This window comes from Rhodanobacter koreensis (assembly GCF_054782855.1).
The window spans coordinates 631,420-650,789 of the sequence record NZ_BAAGRR010000002.1 but is presented as its reverse complement, the minus strand read 5'-3'; the positions used below and the strand labels follow the sequence as shown (position 1 = coordinate 650,789).

The 19,370-nt window shown below is 63.3% G+C and carries 18 protein-coding genes and 1 riboswitch; of the genes, 5 read left to right on the top strand and 13 right to left on the bottom strand.

The genetic code is table 11. The features are described 5' to 3' along the window. Positions 1–10 precede the first annotated feature (10 nt). From lapB to cmk, 5 genes are all read right to left on the bottom strand, one after another. The gene (lapB, locus tag ACYVKM_RS08820; protein WP_460877224.1) at positions 11–1,183 is read right to left on the bottom strand and encodes a lipopolysaccharide assembly protein LapB; all 1,173 of its coding nucleotides are present in this window, start codon (positions 1,181–1,183) and stop codon (positions 11–13) included. Further along, complete coding sequence (locus tag ACYVKM_RS08815; RefSeq protein ID WP_460877223.1) at positions 1,180–1,437, bottom strand: LapA family protein; 258 nt, start codon at positions 1,435–1,437, stop codon at positions 1,180–1,182. The genes lapB and ACYVKM_RS08815 overlap by 4 nt, the downstream gene beginning before the upstream one ends. 171 nt (positions 1,438–1,608) lie before the next feature. Further along, positions 1,609–1,908 (bottom strand): integration host factor subunit beta, encoded by a 300-nt coding sequence (locus ACYVKM_RS08810; RefSeq protein WP_460877222.1) that lies wholly within the window; start codon positions 1,906–1,908, stop codon positions 1,609–1,611. Positions 1,909–1,979: 71 nt separating this feature from the next. Next, on the bottom strand, positions 1,980–3,653 hold the full coding sequence (gene rpsA / locus ACYVKM_RS08805; RefSeq protein WP_460877221.1) for a 30S ribosomal protein S1: 1,674 nt from the start codon (positions 3,651–3,653) through the stop codon (positions 1,980–1,982). Positions 3,654–3,830: 177 nt separating this feature from the next. Further along, positions 3,831–4,511 carry a (d)CMP kinase gene (gene cmk, locus ACYVKM_RS08800; protein ID WP_460877220.1) on the bottom strand — a complete coding sequence of 227 codons (681 nt, stop codon included), beginning with the start codon at positions 4,509–4,511 and terminating at the stop codon, positions 3,831–3,833. Positions 4,512–4,626: 115 nt separating this feature from the next. Here cmk and ACYVKM_RS08795 point away from each other — a divergent pair, with 115 nt between their 5' ends. From ACYVKM_RS08795 to ykgO, 4 genes are all read left to right on the top strand, one after another. Beyond that, the gene (locus tag ACYVKM_RS08795) at positions 4,627–4,884 is read left to right on the top strand and encodes an acyl-CoA-binding protein (protein WP_460877219.1); all 258 of its coding nucleotides are present in this window, start codon (positions 4,627–4,629) and stop codon (positions 4,882–4,884) included. Between the two features lie 100 nt (positions 4,885–4,984). Continuing rightward, positions 4,985–7,003 (top strand): oxidoreductase, encoded by a 2,019-nt coding sequence (locus tag ACYVKM_RS08790; RefSeq protein ID WP_460877218.1) that lies wholly within the window; start codon positions 4,985–4,987, stop codon positions 7,001–7,003. 267 nt (positions 7,004–7,270) lie between these two features. After that, entirely contained in the window at positions 7,271–8,182 is a 912-nt protein-coding gene (locus ACYVKM_RS08785; protein WP_460877217.1) for a LysR substrate-binding domain-containing protein, read from the top strand. A 61-nt stretch (positions 8,183–8,243) separates the two neighbouring features. Beyond that, positions 8,244–8,369, top strand: a complete 126-nt coding sequence (gene ykgO, locus ACYVKM_RS08780) for a type B 50S ribosomal protein L36 (RefSeq protein WP_007080705.1) — start codon at positions 8,244–8,246, stop codon at positions 8,367–8,369. Positions 8,370–8,447: 78 nt separating this feature from the next. Here ykgO and ACYVKM_RS08775 read toward each other — a convergent pair whose 3' ends face one another. From ACYVKM_RS08775 to carA, 5 genes are all read right to left on the bottom strand, one after another. Beyond that, a complete protein-coding gene (locus ACYVKM_RS08775) occupies positions 8,448–8,924 on the bottom strand; it encodes a hypothetical protein (RefSeq protein WP_460877216.1) in 477 nt (158 codons plus the stop codon). 53 nt (positions 8,925–8,977) lie between these two features. After that, positions 8,978–10,141 carry an MGDG synthase family glycosyltransferase gene (locus tag ACYVKM_RS08770; RefSeq protein ID WP_460877215.1) on the bottom strand — a complete coding sequence of 388 codons (1,164 nt, stop codon included), beginning with the start codon at positions 10,139–10,141 and terminating at the stop codon, positions 8,978–8,980. A gap of 113 nt (positions 10,142–10,254) precedes the next feature. Continuing rightward, positions 10,255–10,731 carry a transcription elongation factor GreA gene (greA, locus tag ACYVKM_RS08765; protein ID WP_460877214.1) on the bottom strand — a complete coding sequence of 159 codons (477 nt, stop codon included), beginning with the start codon at positions 10,729–10,731 and terminating at the stop codon, positions 10,255–10,257. After that, on the bottom strand, positions 10,728–13,955 hold the full coding sequence (gene carB, locus ACYVKM_RS08760; protein WP_460877213.1) for a carbamoyl-phosphate synthase large subunit: 3,228 nt from the start codon (positions 13,953–13,955) through the stop codon (positions 10,728–10,730). The genes greA and carB overlap by 4 nt, the downstream gene beginning before the upstream one ends. Position 13,956: 1 nt before the next feature. Then, positions 13,957–15,084 carry a glutamine-hydrolyzing carbamoyl-phosphate synthase small subunit gene (gene carA, locus ACYVKM_RS08755; RefSeq protein ID WP_460877212.1) on the bottom strand — a complete coding sequence of 376 codons (1,128 nt, stop codon included), beginning with the start codon at positions 15,082–15,084 and terminating at the stop codon, positions 13,957–13,959. Between the two features lie 212 nt (positions 15,085–15,296). Here carA and ACYVKM_RS08750 point away from each other — a divergent pair, with 212 nt between their 5' ends. Beyond that, positions 15,297–15,992, top strand: a complete 696-nt coding sequence (locus ACYVKM_RS08750) for a 2OG-Fe(II) oxygenase (RefSeq protein ID WP_460877211.1) — start codon at positions 15,297–15,299, stop codon at positions 15,990–15,992. Between the two features lie 12 nt (positions 15,993–16,004). Here the strand turns inward: ACYVKM_RS08750 and ACYVKM_RS08745 are convergent, their stop codons facing one another. The 3 genes from ACYVKM_RS08745 to dnaJ form a co-directional block, all read right to left on the bottom strand. Next, complete coding sequence (locus tag ACYVKM_RS08745; protein WP_460877210.1) at positions 16,005–17,012, bottom strand: sodium:calcium antiporter; 1,008 nt, start codon at positions 17,010–17,012, stop codon at positions 16,005–16,007. A gap of 93 nt (positions 17,013–17,105) precedes the next feature. Continuing rightward, a riboswitch (yybP-ykoY riboswitch) is annotated at positions 17,106–17,235 on the bottom strand. 59 nt (positions 17,236–17,294) lie between these two features. Continuing rightward, on the bottom strand, positions 17,295–18,095 hold the full coding sequence (gene dapB / locus ACYVKM_RS08740) for a 4-hydroxy-tetrahydrodipicolinate reductase (RefSeq protein ID WP_460877209.1): 801 nt from the start codon (positions 18,093–18,095) through the stop codon (positions 17,295–17,297). Between the two features lie 52 nt (positions 18,096–18,147). Then, on the bottom strand, positions 18,148–19,272 hold the full coding sequence (dnaJ, locus tag ACYVKM_RS08735; protein ID WP_460877208.1) for a molecular chaperone DnaJ: 1,125 nt from the start codon (positions 19,270–19,272) through the stop codon (positions 18,148–18,150). Between the last annotated feature and the right edge of the window lie 98 nt (positions 19,273–19,370).

Below are 19,370 nucleotides of genomic sequence, written 5' to 3'. Positions count from 1 at the left end.
AATCCTCATGTCATTCGCTGGCGACGCCGTGGATCGGCCGGATCGTGCTCCAGCTCTTGCAGCTGGGGCATTGCCAGTGATGTGCCTTGGCACCGAAGCCGCAACGGCTGCAGCGGTACATGGCCTGGCCTTCCAGCAGCTTTCTCGTCAGGTCACGCAGGATCAGGAAATTCTCGCGCGCCTCGCCCTCGATCTTGTCCATGGTCGCGTCGATCAGCGCCATCAGGCCGCGCACGGATGGACGCAGGCGCAGCTGCGAGGTGAGGAAGTCGATCGATGCCCGTTCGCCGTCGCGTTGCCGGTACAACTGGGTCAGCGCCAGTACCGGCGAGACACCGTGATAGCGACCCAGCATCTCGCGCAGGAAAGCCTCGGCGCGCTCCATCTGCTGCGAACGCGCATAGCTGTTGAGCAACGGCGGCAGGATCTCCGGGGTGAATGCGATGTCGGCCTGGATTGCCGCCTCATAGGCGGTCACCGCCTCGACATGCTGGTCGTCTTCGGCGTGGAGCCGACCGGTCAGCATGAAGGCACGCACGCAATCGGCCTGGCACTTGAACGCCTGGCGCAGATAATCACGCGCCTCGGCACGCGCACCGTGCTGGCGCGAGCGCTCGGCCAGCTCGCAATAGAACTGGGCAATCATCGGCGACTCGTCCTCGCCGGTCATCACTTCCAGCCGGCGCGCATGCTCGATGGCCTTGTTCCAATCGCGCTCGTGCTGGTAGATCGCGATCAGGTGACGCAACGCCGAGGGTGCATGCGCGTCCATCGCCACCAGGTCGGAAAACAGTGCCTCGGCGCGATCCAGCAGGCCGGCGCGCATGTAGTCTTCGCCCAGTTCCAGCAAGGCCACTGTCTTCATCGCATCAGACAGGCCCGGCCGCGATACCAGATGCTGGTGCAGGCGGATCGCCCGATCCACCTCACCACGCCGTCGAAACAGGTTGCCCAGCGCCAGGTGCGTTTCCACCGTGTCACGGTTGTATTCGGCCAGTTTGAGGAAGACCTCGATCGCCTTGTCCTGCTCCTCGTTGAGCAGGTAGTTCAGGCCGCGGAAATAATCCGAGGAAAGCTCGCTGACTTCGGCACCGGAACGACGCGCCCCTACCCGACGGGAGGCCCACCAGCCCAGGACGAAGGCAGCTGGCACCAGGGGAACCAGCACGGACATGAGATTCATGGTTTGGGCGGCAGCGTCTTGTCGGCGCGCAATTGCCGGCGGCGCAGGCGGCGCTGTCCCATACTCACACCCAGCCATGCGGTAAGGCCGCCAAGCAGCCAGCCGATCACCAGGGCGCCCAGCAAGGCAGCCCCCTTGGGCAGTCGTACCTGGGCAAACGCGAGGTCGTAACCGACCAGATCGGCATTGAGCGCACCCAGCACCACGCCGGCCGCGATGAAGATCACAAGGATGAGTATGGCGAGCAGTCGCATGCCGAGACTTTACCCGATTGACCGCGACTGGCACAGGCAGTGCTTGCCATCCATGCAGCGGGGGTTCGAAACAGCTTCCGGTTGCGACCGATCCGCATGACCGTGGCCAGCAAAAAAGGAAGGCAGGCCGACTCGCGCCGCCTGCCTTCGGTAAATCTGCAAGTTGCCGGCTCAGCCGGCTTGCTGGTCCAGGTCCATGTTGACCCGCTCACGCAGCTCCTTGCCTGGTTTGAAATGCGGCACGTGCTTGCCGGGCAATGCCACGGCATCACCCGTTTTCGGGTTGCGGCCCATGCGCGGTGGGCGGTAATGCAGCGCAAAGCTGCCAAAACCACGCACTTCGATGCGCTCGCCCTGGGCCAGAGCGTGGCTCATCTGCTCGATGACGCTCTTGACGGCCATCTCGACATCGGCAAACGCAAGATGGGTCTGACGCCTGGCCAGCGCCTCGATCAATTCGGATTTGGTCATGGGACCCCAATGTCCGTGACATGGAACAGCGGGGCGGCGAGTGCCGCCCCGCATCAGGCTTCAAGGCGCGATCAATCGGCCTTGTCGAACTGTTCCTTCAGCAACGCGCCCAGCTTGGTGGTGCCGGTGGACGCGGATGCGTAGTCGGCAATGGCCTCCTGCACATCTTCCTCGTCCTTCGCGCGGATCGAGAGTGCCAGCTGGCGACCCTTGCGATCCATGCCGGTGAACTTGGCCTCGACCTTGTCGCCCACCTTCAGATGCAAGGTAGCATCCTCGATGCGCTCCTTGGCGATGTCGTTGGCGCGCAGGTAACCCTCGACGCCCTCGCCCAGATCGATCACGGCACCCTTCGCGTCGACTTCCTTGACGGTGCCGTTGACGATGCTGCCGCGCGGATTCGCCGCCATGAACTGGCCGAACGGATCCTGCTCCATCTGCTTGATGCCGAGCGAGATACGCTCACGCTCCGGATCGACTGCCAGCACCACGGCCTCGATCTCGTCGCCCTTCTTGAAGTTGCGAACCAGATCTTCGCCGGACATCTGCCAGGAGATGTCGGACAGGTGCACCAGACCGTCGATGCCGCCGTCCAGGCCGATGAACACGCCGAAATCGGTGATCGACTTGATCTGGCCGGAGACCTTGTCGCCCTTCTTGTGCATCGCTGCGAAGGCTTCCCACGGGTTCGAGCGGGTCTGCTTGATACCCAGCGAGATGCGGCGACGCTCCTCGTCCACGTCCAGCACGGTGACTTCGGTCTCGTCGCCGACCTGAACCACCTTGGCCGGGTTGACGTTCTTGTTGGTCCAGTCCATCTCGGACACGTGCACCAGGCCTTCCACGCCCGGCTCGATCTCGACGAAGCAGCCGTAATCGGTGACGTTGGAGACCTTGCCGAACAGGCGGCTGCCGACCGGGTAGCGGCGGGCGATCGCGACCCACGGGTCGTCGCCCAGCTGCTTCAGGCCCAGCGAAACGCGGTTGCGCTCCTTGTCGTACTTCAGCACGCGCACGTCCAGCTCGTCGCCGACGTTGACCACTTCGGACGGGTGACGCACACGCTTCCACGCCATGTCGGTGATGTGCAGCAGGCCGTCGATACCGCCCAGATCCACGAACGCGCCGTAGTCGGTGAGGTTCTTGACGGTGCCCTTGACCACGGCGCCCTCAGTCAGGCGCTCAAGCAGCTGCTCGCGCTCGGCGGAGAACTCGGTCTCGACGACGGCACGGCGGCTGACCACCACGTTGTTGCGCTTGCGGTCCAGCTTGATGATCTTGAACTCGAGTTCCTTGCCCTCGAGGAAAACCGGGTCGCGCACCGGACGCACGTCGACCAGCGAGCCCGGCAGGAACGCACGGACGTCCTTGATGTCGACCGTGAAACCGCCCTTGACCTTGCCGGAGATGAGACCAACGATGGTCTCTTCCTTGTCGAACGCGTGCTCGAGGTCGTCCCACACCATCGAGCGCTTGGCCTTCTCGCGCGACAGCTTGGTTTCGCCGAAACCGTCTTCCAAGGCTTCGAGGGCAACCTTCACCTCGTCGCCTACCTGCACCTCCAGCACACCGGCCTCGCTCTTGAACTGCTCGATCGGGACGATGCCTTCGCTCTTCAGGCCAGCATTGATCACGACGACGTCATTGCGGATTTCCACAACGATGCCGGTGACGATGGCGCCGGGCTTCAGCTTGGAGATAGCCTGTTGGCTCTGTTCAAACAGTTCGGCAAAACTTTCAGTCATGTTGATTCCATAGTGGGAAAAGACCGTTGTCCGTTGCGCTACTTGACATGTTGCGCACGAACTTCACGATCCACCGGTTGAGGGTGTCTTCGGGTGGTTCCTCGGAACCGACCGTCGTCACCGTGGGTCAAAATCCCCTGCCGCAGCAGGAGCGCAGAAACCATCGTGCAACCCGATCTAAGGCTGCACGACGGCAAGTACTCTCGCGACGACCTCGTCGATGCCCATGCCGGTGGTATCCACCAGCACGGCATCCTCGGCAGGCCTGAGCGGCGCGACCGCGCGCGATGCATCGCGGCTGTCACGCGCCTCAATTTCGCGTTGAAGGCCGCCAAGTGTAACGCTGAGTCCCTTTTCCTTCAACTGCTTATAGCGCCTTTTCGCGCGCTCGGCGGCACTCGCGGTGAGGAAGACCTTGAACGCGGCATCCGGGAAGATCACCGTGCCCATGTCGCGCCCGTCGGCCACCAGCCCGGGGGCCTTGCGAAAGCCCAGCTGCAGCGCCACCAGGGCCTCGCGCACCGAGGGCATCGAGGCGATCGCCGAGGCCGCCGCCCCGGCCGTTTCGGTGCGCAGCTCGTCGGTGGCGTCGTGGCCGTTCACGATCACCCGCGTCGCACTGCCGTTGCTGCCGGCACGAAACTGGATCTTCGTGCCCTGCGCGCAGCGGGTCATCGCCTCCACATCGGACAGATCCAGTCCCGCCATGCCGGCGGCATAGCCCACCGCCCGGTACAACGCACCCGAATCCAGCAGGCGCCAGCCCAGATGCTCGGCGACCAGCGCACTGATGGTGCCCTTGCCCGATCCCGACGGCCCGTCGATGGTGAGTACGGGTGCGGACGGAGCGTGGCTCATGGTGATTCCTGGCTGGGCTGGGCGATGGAAAGCGGAAGTTTAACGCGTTGACCCCGTCCGGAACGCGTGCTATCTAGCCGGTCTCCTTCGCCTGCAAACCAGCCCGATCCGCCCTATGACCGATCTTCGCCGCGAGTTCGAACAAGCCGCCGAGGATATCCAGCGATTGGGTACACGCCCCGACAACGACACCTTGCTGAAGCTCTATGCCCTGTACAAGCAAGGCTCGGAGGGCGACCTGTGCAGAACCCAACCAGGCTTTTTCGACTTTGTCGGTACCGCCAAGCACGCGGCCTGGGCGCAGTTGAACGGCGTACCCGAAGAGGAAGCCATGCGCCGCTATATCGCGCTGGTGCACCAGTTGCTGGCATGAGCCTGCAGGCCTGAATCCAGCCACCGCACATCTGCGGCGCTTGCTTTTCTGCACCCAACACCGGCACATTCATACGATCGTTTGATCCGGTCCCGGTCGCATGAATTATCCGAAGCTGTTCACCCCGCTCGATCTGGGCCATGTCACCCTGCCCAATCGCATCCTGATGGGGTCGATGCACACCGGGCTGGAGGACAAGGCCAGCGACTACGACAAGCTGGCCGCTTATTTCGCGGCACGCGCGCGTGGCGGCGTGGGGCTTATGGTCACCGGCGGCATCGCGCCGAGCATCCAGGGCTGGCTGAAACCGTTCGGCGGCAGGCTCACGATGCCGTGGCACAAGCCGCGACACCGCAAACTCACCCGTGCCGTGCACGTCGAAGGTGGCAGGATCTGCCTGCAGATCCTGCACGCCGGACGCTACGGTTATCACCCGCTGTCGGTGGCACCGTCGAAGATCAAGTCACCGATCACGCCCTTCACACCGCAGGCGCTGTCTGCGCGCGGCGTGGAACGCACCATCAGTGACTTCGTCCAGTGCGCCAGGCTGGCGCAGGACGCCGGTTATGACGGTGTCGAGGTGATGGGATCGGAAGGCTATCTGATCAACCAGTTCATTGCCGCACGCACCAATCAGCGCAGCGACGCATGGGGCGGTGATGCGACCCGTCGCATGCGTTTCGCGATCGAGATCGTGCGACGCACGCGCGCAGCAGTGGGGCACGACTTCATCATCATCTACCGCCTGTCGATGCTCGACCTGGTCGAGGGCGGCCAGGACTGGAACGAGATCGTGACCCTGGCCAAGGCAATCGAAGCGGTCGGTGCCTCGATCATCAATACCGGCATCGGCTGGCACGAGGCGCGTGTACCGACCATCGTCACCAGCGTGCCGCGCGCCGGCTTTGCCTGGGTCACGAAGAAGCTCAAGGGCGAAGTGGCGATTCCGCTGATCACCACCAACCGCATCAACATGCCCGAAGTGGCCGAACGCATCCTGGCCGACGGCGAAGCCGACATGGTCTCGATGGCGCGCCCGCTGCTGGCCGACCCGGACTGGGCGAACAAGGCCAGGACCGGCCGCAGCGAGCGCATCAATACCTGCATCGCCTGCAACCAGGCCTGCCTCGATCATGTGTTCCAGAACAAGCGCGCCAGCTGTCTGGTCAATCCGCGCGCCTGTCACGAAACCGAGCTCAGGATCGAACCGGCCAGCGTGCGCAAGCGCGTCGCTGTCATTGGCGCCGGGCCGGCCGGCATGGCATGCGCCAGCACGCTGGGTGAGCGCGGCCATGCGGTGACGCTGATCGACCAGGCCAGCGAGATCGGCGGCCAGTTCAACTACGCCAAGCAGATTCCGGGCAAGGAAGAATTTCACGAGACGCTGCGCTATTTCCGCCATCGACTCGGCGACACCGGCGTCAACGTACAACTGGGCCGGAGCGCGGATGCAGCGTCACTGCAGGCCGATGGCTATGACGAAGTGGTGATCGCCACCGGCATCACGCCGCGCAAGGTGAACTTCCCGGGCAGCGATGATCCGCGTGTGCTGAGCTATCTGGATGTACTGGCCCATCATCGGCCGGTCGGTGCAAGGGTGGCGATCATCGGCGCCGGTGGCATCGGCTTTGACGTGGCCGAATTTCTGATCGAACACGCGCCCTCACCCACCACCGATGTTGCACGCTGGACTCGCGAATGGGGGGTGGACATGCAGCTGGCGCAGCGCGGCGGCCTGCAGAAACCACAACCGGAAGCGCCATCCCGACAGGTCTGGTTGCTGCAACGCAGTGAGGGACGCCCCGGCGCGCGACTCAACAAGACCACCGGCTGGGTGCATCGGGCCACGCTAAAGGCCAAGCACGTAAGCATGCTGGGCAAGGTCAGTTATCAGCAGTTCGACGATCAGGGCCTGCACATCACGGTCGATGGCACCGCACAGATCCTGCCGGTCGACCATGTCGTGGTCTGCGCCGGTCAGGAGCCGAACCGGCGGCTGGCCGACGAATTGGTCGCGGCAGGCCAGAAGGTGCACGTCATTGGCGGTGCCGATGTCGCCGCCGAACTCGACGCCAAGCGCGCGATCGCCCAAGGCACCCGGCTGGCCAGCCAGATCTGAACCCGGCATCCAGCGCGTTCAGAAACACCGACGCCGCTGCGTTGAGGGCAGCGGCGTCGAAAGTGCAAAAGAAAGCGCCCCGCAGGTGAGACGCATCGATATGGGTTCAGGGGGGAGTTGAACCAGATATCGTATTTAGCGTCGCTGCGGGGCGAGGGCCGCCGCCACTAGGGGGGGAGGGGAAGTGGCGGGACGGAAGAGAGTTTATGATCGACACGATAAAGTATCAAATATATATTTAGTGCCTTATTTATACGATTTCACTATATGTTTGATTTTCGCCAGCTGCGCTATTTCATCGCCGTCGCCGAGGAACTGAGCTTCACCCGAGCGGCACTCCGGCTGCATCTGTCGCAGCCGCCCCTGTCCCAGCAGATCCAGTCGCTGGAACAGGACCTGGGCGTAAGGCTGCTCGAACGCAACAAGCGCAACGTGGCGCTGACCGAGCCCGGCCGCATCTTTCTGGAGCAGGCCCGACAGATCCTGGCCAAGGCCGATGAGGCCCGCAGCCACGTTGTAGCTGCCGCGGCCGGCTACAGCGGCCAGTTGCGGCTGGCCTACACCGTTTCGGTCTCGTTTCATCCCTCGCTGCCACAGACCTTGCTGCGCTACGGCCAGATCGCGCCGAATGTGCGCATGCATCTCAGCGAGATGTACACCGAGCCACAGTTCGCCGCGCTATTGGCCGGCCAGATCGATGTCGGCTTTGTCCGCGACGAACCGATCCACGCACAGGACTCGCACAATCTGCGCTTGAGCGTCATCGATCGCGAACCCCTGCTGCTTGCCCTGCCCTCCGGCCATCCCCTGTCAGGGCGCAGCAGCCTGCGCCTCACGGAAGTGGCCGGTGACGCCTTTGTTTCGCAGCCACGCGAACTGGCCGCCACGCTGTACGACCGGCTGGTAAAACTGGCGACCAGGGCAGGTTTCCAGCCGTCGATTATCCAGCACGCGCAGCAGATCAATGGCCTGCTGGCCCTGGTTGCCGCGGGCTTGGGACTGGCACTGGTGCCGGCCAGCATGCGTACCGTGCACCTTGCCGGGGTCAGTTACGTGCCGCTGGAAGACGCCGATGCCTATCTGCTGCTGGCCGTGGCCAGTCGCAGCGACGATCATTCACCGGTGCTGCAGCAGTTCCTGTCCATCGTGGCTGAATCGGCCGTCATCCCAAGCTTGTGACAAGGCAGACAAGCAGTTACACTTGCCCGCTTACATTTTCGTTTAGTGTCAGGAGCTGGCCGTGAAGGTGCTTAACTCTTTGAAGTCCGCCAAGGCGCGGCACCGCGATTGCAAGATTGTGCGTCGTCGCGGCAAGGTGTTCGTGATCTGCAAGAGCAATCCCCGTTTCAAGGCTCGTCAGCGCTGATCCCAGCGTAATGAGCCATGAAAAGGCCGCACATGTGCGACCTTTTTTGTGCCCGGCATTCGGCCTGGCTTGGGGTGCTTAGTGGCGCAATGGCATCGGGCGGCACGACAACCAGAACAGCACCCCGGACACGGACAGGGAAACCCAGTAGTCGCTGGGTGCCGGACCCCACCAGTGGATATGCCACGGGATATAGCGTGGTGCGAAATGCGCCAGGCCATACGCCGGGTTCAACACGAACCACAGAAAGTCCTCGGTGATCCAGAACAGCATGATGCAGGCGAACACGCGCGCCTCGGCACGCCAGCTCCAGCGACCGGTGAAGATCAGCGGGAAATGGAAAAACAATCCCATGCACGGGAAAAGCCACGCGTGATAGCCGGTCATCGGCCGACCACCCCAGAAAATATCCAGCAGCCAGTGATGCTCGATGCGCCAGGTCGGCAAATTCGCTGCCCAACCGGCAGCACCCTCGATCTGGATCTCCACATTGGCGAAGAAAAAGGCCAGCAGGACGGTCCAGCCAAGCGTCAGCAACAGCACCAGGGGACGCATGGAGACTGGCGTTTCTCGTGCAGGCAGGAGTCGTTGGTCCAGCTGACGCACGCTCAATGACCCACCAGCGTAGCTGCTGACTGCCGGCCTTGAAGCTGGGCCTGCACGATCTCCAGTACACGCTGCGCCGCCTGTGGCTGACCCAGACGACGCGCGCATTCACGCATCCGCGCCAATCGTTGTGGGTCGGCCAGCAATTGACGCACCCGGTATTCAAGCGAGATCAGGTCGATCGCCTTGAGCGCCGCCCCCTGCTCCAACACATAGTCCGCGTTGCGCTCTTCCTGGCCGGGGACTGGCGCATACACCACCATCGGCACGCCCATCGCCAGGCACTCGGAGGTGGTCAGCCCGCCGGGCTTGGTGATCACCAGGTCGGAGCAGGCCATCAGCCGTGCCACTTCGTTGGTGAAACCAAACGGAAACAGCCGCCCAGGATGTTCCGCCGCATGAGTCTTCAGCTTGGCCAGTGCTGCCTCGTTGCGCCCGGCCAGCACGATCAGCTGGAAGTCGTGTTCGAGCCGCATCAGCGCAGCTGCCACCTCATCGAGCTTGCCGACGCCGGCGCCGCCGCCCATCAGCATGATGGTCTGCCTGGTCGGATCGAGGCCGAAACACTCGGCGCAGACTCGGCGATCCTGCGGCTGGGTGAACTCCGGCATCACCGGGATACCGGTGGCATGGACGCGTCCTGCCTCGATGCGGTTCGCCTTCATGCGGAAGGCAATTTCATCGCTGGCGGCGAAGAAACCCGTCATGCATGGAATCACCCACATGCCATGCAGGTCGAAATCGGTGACCTGAACCCACACCGGCACCGCAAACCGTTCGCGTCGGATCTCGTGCATCAGCATTTCGGCGGGCAGGAAGTGGGTGCAGACAATGGCGTCTGGCGCAAACGCATTGATCGCCTTGCGCAGATCGCCCGTACCAAGTCGCTCGATGGCGCGTCGCAGCTTCTGCATCGGGCCGTCCGGATCGGCCTCGGAACTGCGTTGGTACAGCATGCCCCACAGTGTCGGGTAGCTGCTTATCAGCGTGATGTAGAAATCGGTGTACAACTTGCGGAATGTGGATGGCACGTAGTCCATCGCATCCAGATGCCGGGTCTCGACATCAGGCAGGCTTGCCTCGGCGGTGAGGCGCAGCGCTTCCGCGGCACGCATGTGGCCGGCACCGGCCGAAACGCTGAGGAACAGGATCTTCTGCTGCGGCATGTCGCGGTCCGTTGTCAGATGCCCATCGACAGAGGCGGACACGCCGCCGGCTGCTTACCAGGCCGAACGCATCAGCGGCCGACCGTTCCGCACATACCTTCAACACGCCACTCTCAGGAATAACGCACACCGGTGATTTCGTAATGCTTGACACCATTCGGCGCGGTGAACTCGAAGCTGTCACCCACGCTCTTGCCGATCAGCGCACGCGCAATCGGTGAAGACACCGCAATCAGCCGCTGCTTGATGTCCGCTTCCAGGTCGCCAACGATCTGGTAAGTCACGGCTGTGCCGCTATCCTCGTCTTCCAGATCGACAATCGCGCCGAACACCACGCGGTTGCCGGGATTGAGTTGGGTGACATCGATCACTTCAGCCGTCGACAGCAACGCTTCCAGCTGGCCGATACGGCCCTCGATGAAACTCTGCTGCTCGCGTGCCGCGTGGTACTCCGCATTTTCCTTGAGATCGCCATGCGCGCGCGCCTCGGCAATCGCTGCGATGATGCGCGGCCGATCGCCTGACTTCAGCCGCTCCAGCTCGGCGCGCAGGCGTTCCGAACCAGCCTTGGTGATGGGGGCGCGACTCATGCGCTCAGCTCCTTGTGCAGTTCCTGCAGGCTGTGTACCTCGCCATCGCTGTGAAAATCCAGCGAATGCACGAGCGCACGAGCGCCTGCCACGGTGGTGGAATACGTGACGCGATGCTGCAGGGCCTCGCGCCGGATCGAGAACGAGTCGGCGATCGCCTGCTTGCCCTCGGTGGTGTTGACGATATAGACGATCTCGCCGTTCTTGATCAGATCGACGATGTGCGGGCGGCCCTCGAGCACCTTGTTGATGCGTTCGCAACCGACGCCGTGCTCGGCAAGATAACGGGCGGTTCCCTCGGTGGCCACCAGGGTGAAGCCGCGCAAGATCACGTCCTGCGCCACCGGCAACAGGCGGTCCTTGTCGCTGTCACGCACTGACAGGAATACCTTGCCCACGGTTGGCGGCCTGATTCCAGCCGCCTCGTGACCGCGCGCGAAGGCTGCGCCGAAGCTGCGGCCCACGCCCATCACCTCGCCAGTCGAACGCATCTCGGGGCCGAGGATCGGATCGACGTTCTGGAACTTCAGGAACGGGAAGATCGCTTCCTTCACCGAGTAGTACGCAGGAATCACTTCGCGTGTCGCCCCCAGACTCGCCAACGAACGGCCTGCCATCACGCGGGCAGCGATCTTGGCCAGCGGCACGCCGGTCGCCTTGGAAACGAACGGCACCGTGCGCGAAGCACGCGGGTTCACTTCCAGGATGTAGACGGTATCGCCCTGGATCGCGAACTGCGTGTTCATCAGGCCGATAACTTTCAATTCCTTTGCCATGGCGGTGACCTGGCGGCGCATCTCGTCCTGGATTTGCGCGGTCAGTGAATACGGTGGCAATGAGCAGGACGAGTCGCCCGAATGCACACCGGCCTCCTCGATATGCTCCATGATGCCACCGATCAGCACATGACCTTCGGCGTCCGCGATCACGTCCACGTCCACCTCGACCGCATGATCGAGGAAGCGATCCAGCAGCACCGGCGAATCGTTGGAGACTTTCACCGCATCGCGGATATAGCGCGAGAGGTCGGCGTCGTCATGCACCACTTCCATTGCGCGCCCACCGAGCACATAGCTCGGGCGCACCACCAGCGGATAGCCGATCTCGCGCGCCAGCGCCAACGCCTCGTCGGCATTGCGTGCGGTGCGGTTCGGTGGCTGCTTCAGGCCGATTTTCTCGATCATCTGCTGGAAGCGCTCGCGATCTTCAGCCAGATCGATGCTGTCCGGGCTGGTACCGATGATCGGCACACCAGCCGCTTCCAGCGCACGTGCCAGCTTCAGCGGGGTCTGGCCACCGTACTGCACGATCACGCCTTTCGGCTTTTCCAAGTGAACGATTTCCAGCACGTCCTCCAGCGTCAGTGGCTCGAAATAGAGACGGTCTGAGGTGTCGTAATCGGTCGAGACGGTTTCCGGATTGCAGTTGACCATGATGGTTTCATAACCATCGTCGCGCAGCGCCAACGAGGCATGCACGCAGCAGTAGTCGAACTCGATGCCCTGGCCGATGCGGTTCGGACCGCCACCGAGCACGATGATCTTGTCGCGGTCGGTCGGATTCGCCTCGCATTCTTCCTCGTAGGTCGAATACATGTAGGCCGTGCTGGTGGCAAATTCGGCCGCGCAGGAATCGACCCGCTTGTACACCGGGCGCACGCCGAGCGTGTGACGCAGATGACGCACCGCCGCCTCGTCCGTGTTGAGCAGCTCGGCCACCCGGGCATCGGCGAAACCGAGTCGCTTGAGTTCGCGCATGCGCGGCTGATCGAGCGCGGTAATGCCCTGCGCAACAACCTCGGCCTCGGTCAGCACGATGTCCTCGAACGCGGCGAGGAACCATGGATCAACCCGGCTCAGGCTGTGCACTTCTTCCAACGACAGACCCGCACGGAACGCGTCGGCCAGGTGGAATACGCGGTCCGGGCGCGGTTCGCGCAGTTCGCGCTTGAGCAAAGCCAGACCATCCTCGGTACTGATGTCCAGGCCGGTCGGATTGAGGCCGGTCTTGCCGATCTCCAATCCGCGCAGCGCTTTCTGCAGCGATTCGTGGAAGGTGCGGCCCATCGCCATCACCTCGCCCACCGACTTCATCTGCGTGGTGAGGCGTGCATCGGCGGCCGGGAATTTCTCGAACGCGAAACGCGGAATCTTGGTGACGACGTAGTCGATCGATGGCTCGAACGAGGCCGGCGTCAGGCCGCCCGTGATGTCGTTCTTCAGCTCGTCCAGCGTGTAACCCACCGCCAGCTTCGCGGCGATCTTGGCGATCGGGAAACCGGTGGCCTTCGACGCCAGCGCCGACGAACGCGACACGCGCGGGTTCATCTCGATGACGACGACACGGCCATTCTCTGCATTGATGCCGAACTGCACATTGGAACCACCGGTATCCACGCCGATCTTGCGCAGCACCGCGATCGAGGCATCGCGCAGGCGCTGGTATTCCTTGTCGGTCAGCGTCTGCGCCGGCGCCACGGTGATCGAGTCGCCGGTATGCACGCCCATCGGATCGAGGTTCTCGATCGAGCAGACGATGATGCAGTTGTCCGCGGTATCGCGGACCACTTCCATCTCGAACTCCTTCCAGCCGAGCACGGACTCCTCGACCAGCACCTCGCCCACCGGCGAGAGTTCCAGACCGCGTTTGACGATCTCTTCGAACTCTTCCTTGTTGTAAGCGATGCCGCCACCGGAACCACCGAGCGTGAAGCTGGGGCGGATGACGGTCGGGAAACCCACCTTGGCCTGCGTCAGCAGCGCCTGCTCGAACGTGCGCACGACCTCGGCCTTCGGACAATCCAGCCCGATCTCCGCCATCGCCACGCGGAACAGCTCACGGTCCTCGGCCATGCGGATCGCTTCGCGCGATGCGCCGATCAGCTCGACGTTGTATTTCTCCAGCACGCCGTGATCGGCCAGATCCAGCGCGCAGTTCAGGCCGGTCTGGCCACCCATCGTCGGCAGCACCGCATCCGGGCGCTCCTTGGCGATGATGCGTTCCACCGTCTGCCAGTTGATCGGCTCGATGTAGACCGCGTCGGCGGTCTCCGGGTCGGTCATGATCGTGGCAGGGTTGGAGTTCACCAGGATCACCCGGTAGCCCTCCTCCTTCAGCGCCTTGCAGGCCTGCGCGCCGGAGTAGTCGAACTCGCAGGCCTGGCCGATCACGATCGGGCCAGCGCCGATGATGAGGATGCTCTTGATATCGGTACGCTTGGCCATCTCAGCGGGCCTCCTGCATCAGCTTGGCAAACCGGTCAAACAGGTAACCGATGTCGTGGGGGCCTGGCGAGGCTTCCGGATGACCCTGGAAGCAGAACGCCGGGCGGTCGGTAAGCGCGAAGCCCTGCAGCGAACCGTCGAACAGCGAGTTGTGAGTCACCCGCACATTCGCAGGCAGCGTGGCCGGGTCCACCGCAAAGCCGTGGTTCTGCGAGGTGATCAGCACGCGACCCTCATCGAGATCCTTCACCGGATGGTTCGCGCCGTGATGACCGAACTTCATCTTCAGCGTCTTGGCGCCCAGCGCCAGACCCATGATCTGGTGACCCAGGCAGATGCCGAACAGCGGAACTCTCGCATCGAGAAACTGCTTCGTCGCCTCGATCGCGTAGCCGCATGCGGCCGGGTCGCCCGGGCCGTTAGACAGGAACACGCCATCAGGCTTCATCGCCAGTACCTCGGCGGCCGGTGTCTGTGCCGGCACCACGGTGATCGCGCAGCCCTGCCCGGCGAGCAGGCGCAAGATGTTGTGCTTGGTACCGAAATCGTAGGCGATAACCTTGAATTTCTTGGCCGGCTGGTTGAACGCAGTGCGATCGAGGTCGTAGGTGCCCTCGCTCCACTCGTACGACTTGCTGACGCTGACCACCTTGGCCAGATCCATACCGTTGAGGCCAGGGAACGCGCGCGCCTTGGCCAGCGCGTCCTCGGCATCCACCTGCTCGCCGGCAACGATGCAGCCGGCCAAGGCACCCTTGTCGCGCAGGATGCGGGTGAGCCGACGGGTGTCGATGCCGGCAATCGCCACGGTGCCGTGACGCCTGAGGTAATCGGGCAGGCTCTCGCTGCTGCGCCAGTTGCTGGCCCGGCGCGGCACATCGCGCACGATCAGGCCGGCGGCATGCACGACGGTGGACTCGGCGTCCTCGGCATTGATGCCGGTATTGCCGATATGCGGATAAGTCAGGGTGACGATCTGGCGCGAATAGGAGGGATCCGTGAGGATCTCCTGATAGCCCGTCATCGCCGTGTTGAAGACAACCTCACCAACGGTTTCACCAGTCGCGCCCACGGCATGGCCGTGAAACACGCTGCCGTCTTCGAGGGCCAGCAGAGCGGGAATGGGCATACGGTAACCGCCTTTTGGATGCAGCAAAGTCCGCAAGCCGCACTATTGCTGGCTTGTGGCGCTTGGGAAGGAAAGGATCAGGGCGGGTGGAAATGATAGGCGGCGACGCCGTTTCTGTCCACCTTACAGAGCATGAATCATGCGTTTTTCTGTCGGCACCACCGATCTGCCGGCGTTACACTAGGCTCCATTTAAACGGAGTTGAATGTCCCATGAGTGCTGCTGTCCTGCTCGATCCCGCCCGGCTCGATCGCCCGGATACCACGGTGCAGCAGCAACCCTTCCCGTTCATGGTGGCCCACGGCCAGCTGCCGGACGAGGTACGCAGCGAGCTGGATCGCGATTTCCCGAACTACTCCAGCGCCGGTTTCTTCCCGTATGACCCGAGCGACTGCGGCCCGTCGATCAATACGCTGATCGCGGACATGACGTCGCCCGCCTTTGCCAGTGCGATCGGTCAGCGCCTGGGCATCGACAATCTCGGTCAGTACCCGACCCTGGTGACCTTGTGCCGCCTTCTCAACAAGCGCCATGGCACCATCCATACCGACAGCAAATCCAAGGTGGCCACGGCACTGATCTATCTGAACACGCAATGGCCGGATACCAGCGACGGCTGCCTGCGTTTCCTGCACAAGATCGATGACATCGACAGCATCGCCACACCGGAACTGGCCCCGTTGTACGGCGAGTTCGCCGTGTTCAAGCGCTGTGAAAACTCCTTCCATGGCCATCTGCCCTACGAGGGCGAACGCCGGGTGATCCAGGTCGCGTGGCTTACCAGCGAAGAGGAAAAGTTGCGCAAGACGAAACGCGGCAAATTCTCGCGGGCCTTCAAGAAGCTGTTCGGCAAACTGGATACCAGGCTGGGCGCCGGGCGCGATCGCAACGCGTCGCATCGCAACTGAACCGGCACGGACTCAGCCGCCGGCAAAGTGCCATGCCACAAATGCGGCAAACACGCCGTACAACAGGCCAACGGGCAGCAGCCAGCGCGCATCCACCCGGCCACGGTGGAACAGCCGCCACAGGTACACGATGGCGATGGCCGTCAGTACACCAGCCACGATCAGCGGCGCATCGAACATCCATGGCGTGGCGAACAACGCCAGCGAACTGGGGATCGTCGCCTGGATCATCATGGCGCCGGAAATGTTGGCCAGCGCGAGGCGCTCCTTGCCCTGGCGCACCCAGATCAGCGCGTTGATGGTTTCGGGCAATTCGGTCGCCACCGGACTCAGCAGCAGCGCGACCAGATGCGGCGGCAACGCGAACGCGATCCCGATCGCCTCGAGCTGGCTCACGAACAGCCGTGACGCGGCAGCAATCACCACCAGCGCCGCCACCGTCTGCGTCACCACCCAGCGCAAGGCCGGATCGACCTGCTGCGGACGCAGCTTCAGCGGTTCGAGGATTTCCTCTTCCGGCACGCTGTCGCTGCTGCGTATCTCGCGCCACACATACATCGCATAGGCAGCCAGAAACAGCACGCCCAGCCAGGGCTTGATCGCAAAGGCGACCAGTCCCAATCCGACCTTGACCACAAAGATCGCCAGGAACCACGACTGGTCGCGTGCCAGCCGCCGGTGGTCGACCCGGATGAGGTGATCCGGGCGCTTGAGCCGCCTGGCATTGAACCAGAGTGCTGCACCAACCACCGCATAGGCGATCGTGGCCAGCACCAGCGGGCCGCCGAGTGCCGCACCGACGCCGATATCACGTGCCTCCGGTGTCTTGCCGAACATGACTGCGACGAAGGTCACGGCGCTTTCCGGCAACGCGGTACCAAAGGCTGCCAGCACCGTGCCGGTCGCGGTCGCGCCCAGATCGAGCTTGCGCCCGAACCATTCGACGCCGTTGACGAAATATTCGCAGGCGAAATAGATCACGCCGGCGGAGCCGAAGAACAGACAGAAGGTAAGCAACATGGAATACACACAAGCCGGGCGAGCGGGTAACCGATGGCTCAACGACACCGCTCGCCCGGCTGGGTGAGCATGTCGATGGCCAAAGGTCTCGCCGGGCGAACCGCCGCCTTACGGCAGTGGTTGCTGTTCGCACCATGGCGCCGGAAACACCGGCAACCAAGTCTGTTGATGCGAACGCCTCAGGGGAAACGAGGCTGGCTACTCCCCAATGACAACACAGTGGATGCTAGTGGCAGCTGGCATGCGACACAAGCGGTCGCGACACGACAACGCCCCGATCGGTCAGCGCGGCGCGGCGATCACATCATCCAGCTGCCAATGGCCGGCGCTGCGGCCGCTCAGCCAATGCACAGCCTGCAGCGCGCCCCGCGCAAAGATCGTGCGATCGGTGGCGCGATGCCCCAGCTCCAGTCGCTCGCCCTGCCCGATCAGCATCGCGGAGTGCTCGCCGACGATATCGCCACCGCGCACCACGGCAAAGCCGATACTGCCCTTGGCACGCTCGCCTGTCTGACCTTCGCGGCTGTATACCGCGGTAGCATCCAGCGTGGTCTGGCGTGCCACTGCTGCTGCTTGACCGAGCGCCAGTGCCGTACCGGACGGTGCGTCCTGCTTGCGGCCGTGATGTGCCTCCACGATCTCCAGATCCCAGTTCGGCAACGCTGCGGCAGCCTCGCGCAGCAGCCTGGTCAGCACGGCCACACCGAGACTGAAATTCGCCGCGCGCAGGATGGCGATACGTTTGCCTGCATCAGCCAGCCGTGTCTCCATCGCAACATCGAGACCGGTGGTGCCACTCACCAGCGGCGTACCATGCGCCAGACAATGATCGAGTGCGGCGGCCATGGCGATCGGGCTGCTGAAGTCGATGACGGCATCGAGCGCCGGCGCCAGCGCCCAGTCATGCGCAAAACGCAATGCATCGGCGCGACCGGCAAATACCGGCAAACCATCGTGCGGCGAATCAGGCGACACCACCGCGTGCACCAGTTCGAAACGCGCATCGCTGCCCAGCAGACCCAGCAGGGCACTGCCCATGCGGCCGGAGGCGCCATTGATGGCGAGACGAAGGGGGCGGGTCATCGGCACACTCCAGTGAGTCGGTCAGTACATGCTAGCGCGTGCGTGGCGGGCTTTACGCGGTGACTCTCGACCAGAACTGCTTTACCCCATCAACCCAACCCTTCGCGCGCGGTGTGTGCTTGTCTGCATCACTGCCGCCGAACGTGGCTTCCAGTGATTCAAGCAACTCACGCTGCTGCTTGGTGAGCCGCACCGGCGTTTCCACCACCACTCGGCAGATCAGGTCTCCATGACGACTGCTGCGCACGGACTTGACGCCACGGCCGCGCAGGCGGAACTGCGTGCCGGTCTGAGTCTCCGGTGGAATGCTGACCGGCACCTCGCCTTCCAGCGTCGGCACCGGCAGTTCGGCACCCAGCGCAGCCTGCGAGAACCGGATCGGCAGCTCGCAATACAAGTCATTGCCCTCGCGCTGGAAGATCGCGTGCTCGCGCACATGCACTTCCACGTACAGGTCACCGGCCGGTGCACCTGACGGACCGGCCTCGCCCTGCCCGCTCAGGCGGATGCGATCACCATTGTCGACGCCCTCGGGGATCTGCACCGACAGCGTGCGAGTCTCCTCGATGCGGCCCTCGCCATGGCATTTCCTGCACGGCTTCTCGATCGCCTGGCCGGTACCACCGCAATGCGGGCAAGCCTGCTGGATCGAGAAAATGCCATTCTGCATGCGCACCTGGCCGTGGCCGTGGCAGGTCTTGCACTTGCTGGTCTTGCCGTCTTCCGAACCGCTGCCGTTGCAGTGATGGCAGTTGACCTGGGTCGGCACTTCGATCTGTCGACTGACGCCGAACACGGCCTCTTCCAGGTCCAGCTCCATGATGTAGCGCAGATCGGAACCGCGCCGCGGCCGCCCACGTCCACCGCTCCTGCCGAAGATGTCGCCAAAGATGTCACCGAAGATGTCGCCCACGTCGCCGAAACCGGCACCACCGCGACCGCCCATGCCATGCTCGAAGGCGGCGTGTCCATGCTGGTCGTACATCGCGCGCTTCTGCGTGTCCGACAACACCTCATAGGCCTCCTTGGCCTCCTTGAATTTCTCCTGCGCATGCGGATCGTCCGGGCAGCGGTCGGGGTGGTACTTCATCGCCAATCGACGGAAGGATTTCTTCAGCTCGACGTCGGTGACGGTGCGCTCGACACCCAGTATTTCGTAGTAATCACGCTTGCTCATTCATGCATCCACACTGCTTTGTCACGCCCCAGGGGGAACCACAGGTTCCATGTCCCGCATTCAGCAGACAGCCCGCGCCAGGATAATCCCCGGCGCGG